Source organism: Halalkalibacter okhensis, assembly GCF_000787375.1.
GTDB classification, from domain to species: Bacteria; Bacillota; Bacilli; order Bacillales; family Bacillaceae_D; genus Halalkalibacter; species Halalkalibacter okhensis.
This window is the reverse complement of the sequence record NZ_JRJU01000020.1, coordinates 55,136-69,470: the sequence shown is the minus strand read 5'-3', so window position 1 is coordinate 69,470 and position 14,335 is coordinate 55,136. Positions and strand designations below refer to the sequence as shown.

Here is a 14,335-nt window from a genome sequence, read left to right as displayed (position 1 = left end):
TCCTCTTATTTTATTTAAATAGCTTTCCTGAAGCACCCCAACGTTTGACTCCTGACTTTTCAATTCTGAAGCAAAGAAACGTCCCAAACCCTAGTGAAAACAGGATCGTAAACATCCAGATAGAAACAGCAATAGCCATACATATCTCTCCTTCAAAAAAATTATAGGTTACTTAACAACAGATCCTACTTCCTCAAACCGTGCAAGGTTATCAGAAAATGTCGGTACTTTTTTTGTGGCTTCAGCTTCTTTGATTAATTGAACAACCAAATCGTTGTAAGGCGTGTTCACCCCAAACTCTTTTCCTTTTTTACTTACATAACCATTTATATAATCGACTTCCGTTTTCTTTTGTTTCTCTAGGTCTTGAAGCATACTTGCCTTCAGGTTTTTATGTGGAAGCCATACTTCGTTATAAAAATCCATCTTTTCAGCAATGCTATTCTCGTCATCTAATTCCAAAAACTCCATATCTTTTCCTTGCATCGTTTCTAGCCTAATTCCTTGGGCATGGGCAACCTTGATGGTTTCATCTGCGATATAGGCGAGGCTAGTCATCGCTTTTTGATTTGCTAGAACGTCTCCAAAGGTACACCCTAATGCTGCAGACATGCCGCTAAAAGTAGCATTCATTAATAGCTTTGACCATTTGATTCCTATAATGTTCTGGGAGATTTCACAGTATCCAACCAAGTCTAATACTTCCTTTGTTTTCTGAAGACGAGCGGTGATTTCGCCATTCAATTCACCAATATCAAAGGCGTATTTTTTGACTGTTTCCCATTCTGTTGTTAACTGGGAAACACCTGGTTCAATCCATGTAGCACCAAAACCAACTGCGCCTCCTATAGTTCGATTTACTCCGACATACTCAGATACATTTTCCTCTGGAATCCCATTTTGAAGCGTACACACAATGCTTTCAGAATGAAGATGGGGCAGAAGCTGGTTCAAGGAAATGTGATTAAATACTTGTTTTGTAAGTAAGAATACAAGGTCATATTGACCCTTCATTTCAGTTGGTAAGCAAGCGCTTACAGGAATGGTTTTATTTATAAAACCAGTAATTTGGGCACCGTGCTCATTTAACCGATTCACATGATCTTGATTAATATCAATTAAATCAACATGGGTGCCAGCTTCGGAAATTAACGCTCCAATAATCGTTCCTAAAGAACCAGCCCCTAAAATTGCAGTTCTCAATTAAGGTTCCTCCTTAAAGAAATAGTGAGTACTAGGGAAATGAATCCCTAGTCATTAACATGAATTCAAAACATAATCTATTTTCAGAATAATAAATTTGAACTTTTGCCCTTCATTCTCTTAGCGTAGCTCCTCGACGCGTGAACGGCCTTTTAAACCGAGGATCTTCCTCGCTTCATCTGGAGTAGACAATTCTCTTCCTAGCTCATTTGCGACTCGTTTTGCTCTTTCAACAAATTCAACATTTGATTTTGCCAAAACACCTTTAGAATAATAAACATTGTCTTCCATTCCAACTCTAATGTGTCCGCCAAGGGCTAATGTTGCATATAAAATAGGCATATGCATGCGACCGATCCCAAACGCACCCCATGTTGCTTCTTTTGGAAGTAAGTTTTTCAGAAAAACTAAATTATCAATCGTCGCAACCATCCCACCAGGTGCACCTAATACAAATTGATAATGAGCAGGGGCGTCTAATACACCTTTTTTTAGATAATATTCAGCGTTATAAAACATCCCAGAATCAAACACTTCTATTTCAGGCTTTACATGATTTTCTTTCATTTTTTGCCCTAGCTTCTCCAAAAATGGAGGGCTATTTATGAACGTTGTAGAATGTCCCCAATTCATCGAACCACAATCAAAACTAGCTAGTTCAGGTTTTAATTCTATAAAAGGTTTCATTCTTTCGTCGTCATCTAAGCCTAAGTCACCAGAAGTAGTCAGGTTAATGACAATATCGCAACGATCTCTAATTAATCTTACTGTTCTTTCAAATTTATCAAGGTCCATCGTTGGGCGCCCGTGGTTATCTCGAACATGTATATGTGCAACAGATGCCCCAGCTTGATAACACGCAAACACTTCATCTGCTATTTCTTCAGGGTGAAGGGGGACATAAGGATTTTCGTTTTTAGTCGGCCAAGCACCAGTTGTTGCTACAGTTAAAATTACTTTATCCATAACTTTCAGCTCCTAAAAAATTAATAGTTTATAATGACATCTAACTTCCAAAGGAAACAACACAGCAGAAAAGAAAGCGATTTCATTTTGTTGCAAATGAAGAAAATGTTTAGTAGGTTACAAGTTTAACAATAGCTAGAATTGGTATGCGAAAACATAACTGTCTAGTGAAATCACCCCCTTACTAGATTAAAAATCATCAATTAATCTTTCAAATTTTTCTCCATAGATCGTCACCAATTGGTCTCCTAAGTCATGAATCACACGATTGACATAAATATCATGCCTTATATATTTTTTTGTGGTTTCAATCATCGCTTTATGACTAGAAACGACGGCACTTGGGAGATCATCAAAGATTTCAAAAACAATTACTTTTCTTTCATCAAGAACTATATTTAATTCATTACTATGGCGGATGTGTAAGATTTCTCTTAGGCGTTTATGATGAGTGAAGGTTGGCCAGTAAATCTCTTCTTTAGGTTCGTCAAAAATCATCGTCACAATTTTAACGCCTCGTTCGTGTGCTGCTAAAAGTGTAGGATAGAGCAGCGTAAATTCTTTTGACCAGCAACTGAGGTAAATCTTACTCGATGAGTTATCTATGGCACTTGCGATTGCCTCAATGGATGTTTCATACCCTTCCATACGGAAAATCTCTGTCCATTCTTGATCACCACTATTTGCGATTTCTTCAAGGGATGTTTCAAGGATATCTTTGTTTTCATTAAATCCCTTCTCAAAGAAAGCTAATAGATCTTTATAAGGTAGGGGACTATACCTTTTACTACTTTTTTTATCGCCGTCGGAGACCAGAAAAACATATCCTTTGTCTTCCATTTTTCTTAAAGTCTCATATACTTTTGGACCAGGTACTCCGGAATCATTTGCAATCATATTCCCGTTAGCTGGAAAAGACTTTAACAACGAAATATAAATTTTTGCTTCGTATTCAGTGAAACCGTTCATTTTTAGAGAGTTAATTATTTTGTCTTTTTTCATCATCATCACCTAATTGACATCTTACTACCAAGGTAGTAAGATGTCAATTAGGTTTTTTAAATTTTTTGTCAATTCTGTATTTAAGTAAGAAAAGTCTAAAGTATGGCAAGGAAAACTGGAACGAAAAATCAAAAAAGAGATCGATTGAAATGCGCGCTATAAAAAGCACACCTTCAAAAGATCTCTAATAAGACATGATTATTTCTAAAATGCGTTACGGTTCATTTTTATAATAAACAAATCAAGTAACATACCCATAACGGACTTCTTCAGACAATTGATCCCCAATTCTTTTTAATAAGAGAAGATATTCATGAAGCTTTTGATCATCTACAGTTGATACTAATGTCGAAATACTTATAGCAGCAAGGACCTCATTTTTTTGATTTTTTATTGGAACGGCAATGCAGCGGACACCTTGCTCGTTTTCTTGGTTATCGATGGCATGTTCTTGTTTTTTTACCTCGGTTAATTCCTTCATTAATTCTTCGCGATTGATAATCGTTTTTTCCGTTAACTGGTTAAAAGTATAGCGATCGAGTAGTTGATTTACGTGCTCTTCACTTTGGTAGGCTAGAAGAATTTTGCCAATGGCTGTTGAATGAAGAGGAATTCGCTTTCCGATTCTTGAGTAGCGAATAATCGCTTTTTCTCCTTCTTTCTTATCAATATATACTCCTGCATCCCCGTCCAAAATCCCAAGGTGGCTCGTTTGTCCAGTTTCCTTTGATAGATCACTGAGGTACTTCTTCGCGATCTTACTTATATCAATGGTACTGATCACTAAATTACCGCGTTCAACAAGCTTCATTCCAAGCCTGTATTTTCCATTTTCTGGATTTTGTTCGATATAATGAGACTCTTGGAGCGTTTTTAATAATGAATGAACGGTACTTTTATGAAGCTCCATTCTGGCACTTATATCAGTTATTTTGAGCTCAGTCGTGTGTTCATCAAATAAATCTAAGATTCCTAGAGCACGGACGACAGATTGGATAATTGGCATAAACAACCCTCATATTCATCTTAATTTGTTAATTACTTTTGTACACAATTCTACAGCAATCAGAGTGCAAGTTAAATAAACTTAGCAGGCAAGCTAGAAAAATCGATCAATTGTAAGTGTTTTCTTTTTGGGAATTTATGCTATAATGAATTTGCGTTAACTAAATAATAGCACATGGTTTTATAATGTAAAACAAAATGTTTTGTTGAGTACCAAGTCATAAAAAAACAAGGGATCAAAAGTAGGAGGGGTAATATGAACAGTGTCAAAGCATTTACAGGGGTTATACCACCGGTTTCAACCATTTTTAACGAAGAAGGACTCGTTGATCAACAACAAATGGGTTGGCTAATTGATTTTTTGATAAAAAAAGGCGTAAATGGGTTGTTTTTTCTTGGAACGGGTGGAGAGTTCTCGCAGATGTCAACAGATGAACGAAAAGAGATAGCGGAGTTTGCAGTGAGCTATGTGAACGGCAGGGTGCCCGTTTTAATTGGTACGGGAAGTACGAACACAAGAGAGGCCATTGATTTAAGCATCCACGCACAACGCATTGGTGCAGATGGTGTCGTTGTCGTCAATCCTTATTACTGGACGTTGTCTGAGGAGCATTTACTTGGCTATTTTGGGGATATCGCAAAAGCGACGAATCTACCAATTATTTTATATAATTTTCCTAATCTGACAGGTCAAGATTTGACAGCGGATTTGGTGCTTGAACTCGTAGATAACCATGCAAATATTGTTGGTATTAAAGATACGGTTGATTCTGTGGGACATATCCGTGACATGATTCTAAAAGTAAAAGGAAAGCATCCTCATTTTTCAGTTATGTGTGGCTTTGATGATCATTTATTGAACACGTTACAACTTGGGGGAGATGGGGTTATTTCGGCAAGTGGAAACTTTGCTCCAAATTTATCTGTTGGTATTTACAATTCCTTTCTTGCAGGGGACTTAAAGGAAGCAAGTAAATTGTATAAACAATTAGCGATTCTTCCATCGCTTTATAAGATTGATAGTCCGTTTGTAAACGTCGTCAAGGAAGCTATGAAGCTATGTGGTATGGATGTTTCTACACATGTCCTCCCACCAACCAAGCCTCTTAGTAAGGAAAAAAAGGCAAAAGTAAAGGAAATATTAGAATTAGCGAAGATCCTTCCGAGTACACCCAATAAAGTGTAGTTGGCTGTAAAGGGCAAGCAATATAGCTTTTTGTACGATTCGGTTATTCTTATTTACGTCTAAATACAATTACGGAGGCTTTTATGTCACTGCATATTATTTTCAACGACGAAGATCAGTCAATTTATCAAGTCAAAACCCATGCTAGAGGTCCTATAGGCAGTTTGCCTCTGACAGCACAAATGCTAGAGGAGTCCCCTAGTGGAGACCTTTTTGGGATGACTCAAAATGTGGGTATGGGGTGGAAGCCCGAGGAGCTTCTTGGAAAACAAGTCTTAATCTTAGGGACGAATGGAGGCATTCGTGATCAAGATGGCAGCCCGGTTGCATTAGGCTATCATACAGGTCATTGGGAAGTCGATTTATTAATGTCAGAGGCAGCCAAAGAGATTCGCGAGAAGAAAGGAGTTCCTTTTGCCGCTTTTGTTAGTGATCCATGTGATGGACGTTCTCAGGGGACATTAGGTATGTTTGATTCATTTCCTTTTAGAAACGATGCGGCCCTTGTCTATCGTCGCTTAATTCGTTCTCTTCCAACGCGCCAGGCTGTAATAGGAGTAGCGACGTGTGATAAAGGGTTGCCTGCAATGATGATTGCCTTAGCAGGAACACATGATTTACCAACGGTTATCGTCCCAGGTGGGGTTACGCTTCCTCCAACAGTCGGAGAAGATGCAGGTAAGGTTCAAACAATTGGAGCTCGCTTTGCCAATAAGGAGATTACGTTAAAAGAAGCCTCTGAATTGGGTTGCGTTTCTTGTGCTTCAACGGGGGGAGGGTGTCAATTTTTAGGGACAGCAGCTACCTCGCAAGTTGTCGCAGAAGCTCTTGGTATGGCTGTCACTCACTCCGCATTAGCCCCTTCAGGTCAGCCGATTTGGGGTGAGATGGCAAGGCAATCGGCACGTGCAGCTTTAGAAATGGAAAAAAATCAGATCACTACAAAGGATATTGTGACAGACAAAGCAATAGAAAATGCAATGGTTGTCCATGCTGCATTCGGAGGATCAACGAATCTTTTGCTTCATATTCCGGCTATTGCCCATGCAGCCAAATGTCGAATTCCTACTGTCGAAGATTGGATTCGGATCAATCGAAAAACGCCAAGGCTTGTTAGCGTATTGCCAAATGGTCCTGACTATCATCCAACTGTTCGTGCTTATCTTGCGGGTGGCGTTCCTGAGGTGATGCTTCATTTACGAGAGTTAGGCCTCTTACATGAAGATGTTCTTACCGTTACAGGAGCGACTCTTGGTGAAAACCTAGATTGGTGGGAACAATCAGAGCGTCGTACAGAAATTAAGAAGCGACTACTGAATGAAGATGGCGTTCATCCTGAAGAGGTCATTATGAATCCGGACCAGGCAAGAAAAAGAGGTCTCACCTCAACAGTGACATTCCCTGAAGGCAATATTGCACCTGAAGGAGCGGTAATTAAATCAACATCCATTGACCCAACAGTCGTTTCTGAAGATGGGGTATATAGACATACTGGTGAGGCGAAAGTATTTACGTCAGAAAGGGATGCGATCAGAGCGATAAAAACAGGCGGGATCCAAGCGGGCGATGTGATGGTTGTCATGGGGGGAGGCCCACTAGGAACCGGGATGGAAGAGACCTATCAACTAACATCAGCTCTAAAATATTTACCATTTGGGAAGCATGTTTCCTTAATTACTGATGCTCGCTTTTCAGGGGTGTCTACTGGTGCGTGCATCGGTCATGTTGGGCCAGAAGCACTGGCTGATGGGCCGATAGGGAAGTTACGTGATGGAGATGTGATTGAAATTGTTATCGACTGCGTTCAATTAGAAGGAACGGTTAATTTCGTTGGCGCTAAAGATGAAAGGGTATCGATTACAGAAGCAACAGAGATCCTAAATCGACGCACCCGTCACCCTGATTTGAAGCCAAATGCTCAATTACCTGATGACACACGTCTATGGGCGGCACTTCAAGCAGTGAGTGGGGGAACGTGGCGTGGCAGTGTATATGATGTCGATCGAATTTTAGAGGTTCTAAACGCTGGTATGGAAGCGATGTCAAAAGAGAAGAATTTAACGTAGAAAAAGATAAGTAGATTACAGGAGTGAGTTTAGGAGGGAGATTACGTGTCAGCAAATCCAGAAAAGATAGAATCTGCAGGTAAACAAAGCATACCGGGAGAAAAAATAAAGCTTAGTGAAAGAATCGGTTATGGAATGGGAGATTTGGCTAGTAACTTTATATGGCAGGCAATGAGTATTTTCATTGTTTATTTTTATACCGATGTTATTGGGATTGCTGCTGGAATCGTTGGTTCCATTATGTTGTTCTCACGAATTTTTGATGGTGTATCAGATGTACTTATGGGTTATGCCATTGATAAGACCAAATCTAAGCATGGAAAGGCAAGGCCGTGGCTATTATGGCTGTCAATTCCATTTGCTGTATCCGCGGTATTGCTATTTACCGTTCCAGATGTAAGTACTACTTGGCAAGTCATTTATATTGCCATCACCTATAATGTTGTCTGTCTTGTCTATACTGGTTTGAATGTGCCATATGGGACGCTAAACTCTCTCATTACACAGGATCAATACCAGCGTTCGGTTTTAAATGTATTCCGCATGAGCATTGCACTCATTGGTGTCCTTATCGTTAGTAATTTAACACTGCCACTGGCAACATTGTTTGGTGGAGGACAATTTGGATGGGTTTTAACCTTTTTGATTTTTGGTAGCATTGGGAGTACTCTCTTCTATGTTTGCTTTCGAACGACAGCAGAAAGGGTTAAACCAGCAAATAAAGAACAACAAAATAAAGCTGTACCGCTTAAAGAGAGTTTAAAAACATTATCTAAAAATAAGTACTGGGGCATTGCGACCATTTTCATCCTCATGACGTATATTTTTAATGCTCTTAACTCTGGTGCGATTATCTATTATTCTCAATATATTTTAGATAATACGTTGCTAGTTGGATTAGTTACGACGGCCTATACTGTTTTTATCCTTCTTGGAATGGTGTTTGTTGCCCCGATTACCAAAAGATTTGGGAAAAGAAATGCCATTATTGTCGGTGAAATCATTACGATTATTGGTTATTTAATCATGATGATTGACCTTACGAATGTAGTGTTAATTTTGATAGGTACTATTATTAGAGGAATTGGAAAGGCACCAATTAATGGAAGTATGTTTGCATTACTGGGAGATACGATTGAATACGGGGAATGGAAAACAGGAATCAGAAATGAAGGAATGGTTTACAGTGGCGGTAGTATGGGGATAAAAGTCGGAAGTGGGCTTGGTGCTGCTATGATTGGTTGGGTATTAGCACTGGGTGGTTATGTTGGTGGAAGTGCCATTCAATCTGACTCAGCACTGCTTTCAATTCAAGCGCTATTTATTTATATTCCATTAGCATTAACGATTCTTATGATTATTTTATTGTTATTCTATAACCTAGATAAGAAATACCCGCAAATCATTAAAGATCTACAAGCTCGAAATGCTTAAAAAAACTTCTACATGTCAATCTAACAATCTATGAATAGAAAGGGCGAGGTACATGACTACAATTAAGAATCCCGTGTTGCCTGGTTACCATCCAGATCCATGTATTATTAGGGTTGAAGATGATTATTATATGGCAGTCTCAACATTTGAATGGTTTCCAGGAGTACAGATTCATCACTCGAAGGATTTAGTCAATTGGAGACTTTTGAGCTATCCGCTTACACGAAAATCGCAATTAGATATGATCGGTAATATTAATTCCGGTGGTGTTTGGGCTCCTGCATTAAGTTATTCTGATGGGCTTTTCTATTTAATTTTTACAGATGTGAAAAGTCGAATGGGGGCATTTAAAGATACACATAATTATTTAGTTACAGCTGAACATATTGAAGGACCATGGTCAGAACCAATTTATTTAAATAGCAGCGGGTTTGATCCTTCTCTTTTTCATGAGGAGGATGGGACGAAATGGTTAGTTAATATGATTTGGGATTTTCGCAAAGGCAAGAATTCTTTTGCTGGTATCGCTCTACAAGAATATTCAGTTGAACAACAAAAATTAATTGGACCTGTTCGAAATATTTTTAAAGGAACAGAGCTAAAGGTAACAGAAGCTCCTCATCTGTATAAGCGAAATGGCTATTATTATTTAATAACGGCAGAAGGTGGGACTTGGTACACTCATGCCGTTACGGTCGCTCGTTCAAAATCGTTGTTTGGTCCATATGAAGTCGATCCCACCAACCCCGTTCTAACATCCAATCAAGAGCAGTTGGAGCAATTACAAAAGGCCGGTCATGGGAGTTTAGTTGAAACACAAGATGGTCAGTGGTATATGGCTCATCTATGTGCTAGACCTGTTGTTGATAAAAAGTGCATTCTTGGACGCGAAACCGCGATACAGAAATGCTATTGGACAGAAGATGATTGGATTCGGGTTGAGGGAGGTCCGTATCCACAAATGGAAGTGAAGGCACCTGAGCTTCCTCCTCACCCGTTCGAACAGGAAAGCAATGAAGATGATTTTTCTGATAAAACATTAAAGAAATACTGGAATTCTTTACGACGTACGTTTACAGAAGATTGGATCTCTCTAACAGATAAACCTGGCTACTTAACGTTAAGAGGCGGAGAATCGATGCAATCGACTCACCATCAAAGTCTAGTAGCGAGAAGATTAGAAAGCTTTTCGGCAGAAATAGAAACAGAAGTTACATTCACACCAGTGAACTTTCAGCAAATGGCCGGACTTATTGTCTATTATGACACAGATGATTATGTCTATCTTCGTGTTACAGAACATGAGGAGCTCGGGAAATGTATCGGAATTATTCAATCAAAGCATGGGAAATACGATGAGTTGCTTCAGGCAGATCTTTCCCTTTCCACTTCAGCGACGAAATTAAAAGCTGTAATTGAAAGACAATGGCTTCAATTCTTATTTGTAGATGGAAAAGGAGATTGGATCGAAATAGGACCGAGGATTGATATTAGTCATCTTTCTGATGATGATGCGGATTATATTCGATTTACTGGAACATTTGTAGGGATGTGCGTCCAAGATTTAAGCGGTCAACGTATTCCGGCTCATTTTGATTATTTCCATTATCGTTAATATGTTCAAAGGCAGAACTTTACCTGTTTCAAGGGGGTTCTGCCTTTTCTAGTTGTTTGAGTCTTATGCTTATTGAAAGATAAGAGAAATTCTCATCGTGCAAGGGTATAGAGAATAATTCAAAAAAAGGAGGATATAGTAAGAAAAAAAACTAAGGGTAGGAATATCGAATGGACATCAATGTATCTGGAGATCTAGATGCCAATTACACATATATTCAAGAGGCTTTCCACTTTTCAGATGATGTAAAAAAAAGAGAGTTTCTATTTAACGAGCGAAAAGGGGTATGTCTGTTTCTTGAAACGGTCATTGATGATGAACGGTTAGATAAGATGTTTTTTGATCATCTTCAGTCAGGGGAAGATGAAATCAAAACTTGCATTCATGCAAGTGACCTTAAGATGATGAGACTTCTTAATAAAGTTTCACCTGAGCTAAATCAGGGAAAAGTCGCTGTTTTTCTAGAAGGAGATTCAGAAGCTTATGTGTTTGATGTAAGAAAAACATCCGAACGAACGATTGAAGAACCAGAGAATGAAAAGGTTGTTCGTGGCGCACATGATGGTTTTGTCGAGGGCCTTATGACAAATCTTTTCTTACTTCGAAAAAGAGTGAAAAATCAAGATTTGGTCATAAAATATCATACATTAGGCCAAGAGACAGAGACAAAATTGGCAGTTGTGTATATAGAAAGTATGGCGAACCCAAAAATCATACAAGCGGTAGAAGACAAACTTCAATCTATATCAAGTGATATGGTTTTCAGTCCTGGGTATGTAGAGGAGTTTTTAGAAAATGAGCAGCTCTCGCCATTCCCTCAAATGCTAAATACCGAAAGGCCTGACCGAACTATGGCTAATCTATTAGACGGTCGAGTAGCGATTTTAACCGATGGCGACCCAACTGCTCTCGTTTGCCCGGTTAGCTTCTTTGCCTTCTATCAATCGCCTGATGACTATAATAGTCGTTTTATTGTTGGATCATTCTATCGTATTTTGAGGATGATCAGTTTTTTTATTGCGATCTTTGTTCCAGCTATTTATATTGCTACGGTTTCTTTTCACTTTGAAGTGATTCCAGCTGACTTAGTCCTGCCCGTTAAGAGCTCGGTTGAGCGGATCCCTTACCCGCCTATTGTTGAAGCAATTTTAATGGAATTAACAATTGAGTTGATCAGAGAAGCGGGAATTCGGCTTCCAAGTCCGATTGGTCAAACAATTGGCATTGTAGGGGGATTAGTAATTGGAGATGCGGTCGTTCAAGCTGGGTTGGTTTCTAATATTATGATTATTGTTGTCGCGATAACAGCGATTGCTTCCTTCGTGGTTCCATCTTTTGAGATGAGCTCTACATTACGAGTGGTGCGCTTTCCTTTTATGTTTGCTGCGGCAAGCTTTGGTTATTTTGGAATCATGTTTTGCTTCACGCTTTTGTTGATCCATTTATGTAAACTAGAGTCGTTTGGTTCTCCTTATTTTGCTCCAGTTGCTCCGTTAACATGGCAAGATTTGAAGGATAGTTTCATTCGGGCGCCGCTAGAAAAGATGAATGAACGACCTAGAGCAACAAGGCCATTAAATAAATTCAGGCAGCGTGTTCGTAAAGGAAGGCGGAAAAATGGTGAATAATAGTCAGGATTCAATCAGTCCTTTACAGTTCATGTTCATTATTATTCAAACCCAAATAGGGGTGGGGATTCTTTCGTTGCCTTACACCATTTATGAGGGCGGTGCCAAAACAGACGCTTGGATAGCGATGATCATGGTAGGTGGAGTCGTCCAGCTTATTATTTTTCTTTATTGGTTTATATCGACACGGTTTAAAGCAACATCTTTTTACAATTTAATGTCTAAGCTATACGGAAAATATATAGGGAAAGTTCTTTCTGTTTTCTATACGATTTATTTTATTTTCGTTAGTAGTCTGACGTTAATTCTCTTTAATTTCATTATTGAAATATGGGCATTTCCACGTACACCCAATTGGGCATTTAACCTATTGATGTCCTTTCTAGCTTATTACTTGGTAGTTGAGAAACTAAAAGTGATTGGTCGGTTTCATACGTTGGTCTCGATTCTTCTCGTTACGATAGTCTTATTAACGTTGCCTGCTTACCCCCATATGGATATTCGATATATTATGCCTATTGGTGATAGTGGGTTATTAAATATGTTAAAAGGAGGTAAAGAGGCATTACTATCAGTGCTTGGTTTTGAGTTGATATTATTTCTAATGCCTTTTGTGGATGGGACAAAAAAGGCCAAGCTCGTTTCAGCTAGCTTGGCCAATGTGTTTGTAACGGGGTTATATACGTATTTGACGTTCATTTGTTTGCTTTTCTTTAGTCCTGAGGAAATCAAACTTGTCCCCGAACCTGTTCTATATTTGCTGAAAGCCTTTACGTTCCCAGTTTTAGAAAGGATTGATATTGTATTTCTAGCCATTTGGATTATTTCTGTTGTAACGACTTTAATCAGTTACGTTTATATCGCATCTGTTGGGTTAGCAGATGTTCTGTCTGTTGGCCATCATAAAAAAACCGCTCCATTTATCATTGCGAGTAGCTTCCTGATCGCTTTGATCCCTAGAAATACGCTATCGATTGGCAATTGGAGTGAGATAATTCCCCACGTTGGTTTGTTATTTGTCATTGTCATCCCAGCGATAACAGCCGTGTACATTATGATTTTTCGAAGAAATCAGGTGAATGAAGATGCTAAAAAGACTAGCTAAATGTGTGATTATTATTCTAACTTCTTTGGTTGTCACTGGTTGTTGGGATCAATTTCTTATTAAGGATGCGAACTTGATTTTTACAGCTGGAGTTGATCGAACAGAGGATGGTCAATTTTTTACTACGGTATCGATTCCAAAGCAAGAAACGAATAGGGAATCACCAACAGTCCGAATTGCGACAGGGACGGGGCATACACTTAGAGAATCGCGAAATAATATTGATAACACGGTAGATGGCATCTTAGACTCATCGAAGATTCGGGTGTTATTAGTAGAAAAAGTGTTAGCTGAAGAAGACCTCTATGCCATGCTCGATCTCTATTACCGAGACCCACGAGCTCCGTTAAATGCCAAAATTGCGATTACAGAAGGAAAGACATATGACGCACTAAATGTGGATATAGAAAGCCAACCTTTAATTAGTGATTATTACTCAAGGCTAATAGAAGGGGCTGAAAATCGCTCGATCATTCCAAAAATGAACATACAATATATTTGCCCAATGATGGTCGATCCAGGGCGAGATTTTGTGCTCCCGATCATTTCACTTACATCATCAAATAATATGGGGGTTGCATTGGTTAGTGGGGTTGCATTGTTCCATGGGAAAATAATGACGGGTCAAATGACGACAGAAGAGGGAGTGATGGCCAATCTCCTCAGTAATACCTTTTACCAAAGTGCTCAATTTACAGTGGATATCGAGGAAGAAGAACAAGTGATGCAAGCTCTAAATTATATTACCGTTCAAGTTGACAGCTTTGATCATCAGATGAATGTTGAAGTGAATGAGAATGATGAAGTCCGTGCGAATTTCCACTTGAATGTGTACTTTAACGTTGCAGAGTTTCCACCAGATAACATGGATGAACAACGAATTATTTACTTAAATAAAAAGATCACAGATAAATTAACAGCCTTAGCGGAAACGACCATTGAAAAAGTCCAAGCAGCAAATTGTGATTACTTTGGAATAGGCAGAGAAGTCATGGCCTATCACAATCATATCGTCGAAAAAAGCAATTGGAATGAACTATATCCAACAATACCGATCGACGTTACAATTCATGCAGAGATTGTCCAACATGGGATTATTAATTAATAAGCATCGGTGTTCTAAAA

12 protein-coding genes are annotated in these 14,335 nt (G+C 38.9%); 7 read left to right on the top strand and 5 right to left on the bottom strand.

What is annotated here, in order from left to right:
* Positions 1 to 10: 10 nt before the first annotated feature.
* The 5 genes from LQ50_RS26290 to LQ50_RS14870 all read right to left on the bottom strand — a co-directional run bounded on the left by LQ50_RS26290 (position 11) and on the right by LQ50_RS14870 (position 4,177).
* On the bottom strand, positions 11 to 139 hold the full coding sequence (locus LQ50_RS26290) for a hypothetical protein (protein ID WP_272913726.1): 129 nt from the start codon (positions 137 to 139) through the stop codon (positions 11 to 13).
* Positions 140 to 168: 29 nt separating this feature from the next.
* Positions 169 to 1,203, bottom strand: coding sequence for a ketopantoate reductase family protein (locus tag LQ50_RS14885; RefSeq protein ID WP_034630751.1), 1,035 nt, complete (start codon positions 1,201 to 1,203; stop codon positions 169 to 171).
* A gap of 120 nt (positions 1,204 to 1,323) precedes the next feature.
* Positions 1,324 to 2,169: a beta-keto acid cleavage family enzyme gene (locus tag LQ50_RS14880; protein ID WP_034630750.1), complete on the bottom strand. Its 846-nt coding sequence runs from the start codon at positions 2,167 to 2,169 to the stop codon at positions 1,324 to 1,326.
* A 189-nt stretch (positions 2,170 to 2,358) separates the two neighbouring features.
* The gene (locus LQ50_RS14875) at positions 2,359 to 3,171 is read right to left on the bottom strand and encodes a TrmB family transcriptional regulator (protein ID WP_034630749.1); all 813 of its coding nucleotides are present in this window, start codon (positions 3,169 to 3,171) and stop codon (positions 2,359 to 2,361) included.
* A 241-nt stretch (positions 3,172 to 3,412) separates the two neighbouring features.
* Positions 3,413 to 4,177, bottom strand: a complete 765-nt coding sequence (locus LQ50_RS14870; protein ID WP_034630747.1) for an IclR family transcriptional regulator — start codon at positions 4,175 to 4,177, stop codon at positions 3,413 to 3,415.
* 255 nt (positions 4,178 to 4,432) lie between these two features.
* Between LQ50_RS14870 and LQ50_RS14865 the strand changes: the two genes are divergently transcribed.
* The 7 genes from LQ50_RS14865 (at position 4,433) to LQ50_RS14835 (ending at position 14,315) form a co-directional block, all read left to right on the top strand.
* Positions 4,433 to 5,362 (top strand): dihydrodipicolinate synthase family protein, encoded by a 930-nt coding sequence (locus LQ50_RS14865; protein WP_034630745.1) that lies wholly within the window; start codon positions 4,433 to 4,435, stop codon positions 5,360 to 5,362.
* Between the two features lie 83 nt (positions 5,363 to 5,445).
* Positions 5,446 to 7,428, top strand: coding sequence for a YjhG/YagF family D-xylonate dehydratase (locus tag LQ50_RS14860; RefSeq protein WP_034630743.1), 1,983 nt, complete (start codon positions 5,446 to 5,448; stop codon positions 7,426 to 7,428).
* A gap of 45 nt (positions 7,429 to 7,473) precedes the next feature.
* On the top strand, positions 7,474 to 8,862 hold the full coding sequence (locus LQ50_RS14855; protein WP_034630742.1) for an MFS transporter: 1,389 nt from the start codon (positions 7,474 to 7,476) through the stop codon (positions 8,860 to 8,862).
* A 52-nt stretch (positions 8,863 to 8,914) separates the two neighbouring features.
* Positions 8,915 to 10,477, top strand: a complete 1,563-nt coding sequence (locus LQ50_RS14850) for a glycoside hydrolase family 43 protein (protein ID WP_034630740.1) — start codon at positions 8,915 to 8,917, stop codon at positions 10,475 to 10,477.
* A 170-nt stretch (positions 10,478 to 10,647) separates the two neighbouring features.
* The gene (locus LQ50_RS14845; RefSeq protein ID WP_084138841.1) at positions 10,648 to 12,105 is read left to right on the top strand and encodes a spore germination protein; all 1,458 of its coding nucleotides are present in this window, start codon (positions 10,648 to 10,650) and stop codon (positions 12,103 to 12,105) included.
* A complete protein-coding gene (locus LQ50_RS14840; RefSeq protein ID WP_161784687.1) occupies positions 12,098 to 13,210 on the top strand; it encodes a GerAB/ArcD/ProY family transporter in 1,113 nt (370 codons plus the stop codon). Before LQ50_RS14845 ends, LQ50_RS14840 begins: the two co-directional genes overlap by 8 nt.
* Positions 13,191 to 14,315 carry a Ger(x)C family spore germination protein gene (locus LQ50_RS14835; protein ID WP_034630737.1) on the top strand — a complete coding sequence of 375 codons (1,125 nt, stop codon included), beginning with the start codon at positions 13,191 to 13,193 and terminating at the stop codon, positions 14,313 to 14,315. Before LQ50_RS14840 ends, LQ50_RS14835 begins: the two co-directional genes overlap by 20 nt.
* Positions 14,316 to 14,335: the final 20 nt, after the last annotated feature.

Bases quoted from the DNA above. Each gene is read 5' to 3' on its own strand.
- LQ50_RS14845 (WP_084138841.1), top strand. From the start codon at position 10,648: ATGGACATCAATGTATCTGGAGATCTAGATGCCAATTACACATATATT.
- LQ50_RS14880 (WP_034630750.1), bottom strand. From the start codon at position 2,169: ATGGATAAAGTAATTTTAACTGTAGCAACAACTGGTGCTTGGCCGACT.
- LQ50_RS26290 (WP_272913726.1), bottom strand. From the start codon at position 139: ATGGCTATTGCTGTTTCTATCTGGATGTTTACGATCCTGTTTTCACTA.
- LQ50_RS14865 (WP_034630745.1), top strand. From the start codon at position 4,433: ATGAACAGTGTCAAAGCATTTACAGGGGTTATACCACCGGTTTCAACC.
- LQ50_RS14850 (WP_034630740.1), top strand. From the start codon at position 8,915: ATGACTACAATTAAGAATCCCGTGTTGCCTGGTTACCATCCAGATCCA.
- LQ50_RS14875 (WP_034630749.1), bottom strand. From the start codon at position 3,171: ATGAAAAAAGACAAAATAATTAACTCTCTAAAAATGAACGGTTTCACT.
- LQ50_RS14860 (WP_034630743.1), top strand. From the start codon at position 5,446: ATGTCACTGCATATTATTTTCAACGACGAAGATCAGTCAATTTATCAA.
- LQ50_RS14870 (WP_034630747.1), bottom strand. From the start codon at position 4,177: ATGCCAATTATCCAATCTGTCGTCCGTGCTCTAGGAATCTTAGATTTA.
- LQ50_RS14835 (WP_034630737.1), top strand. From the start codon at position 13,191: ATGCTAAAAAGACTAGCTAAATGTGTGATTATTATTCTAACTTCTTTG.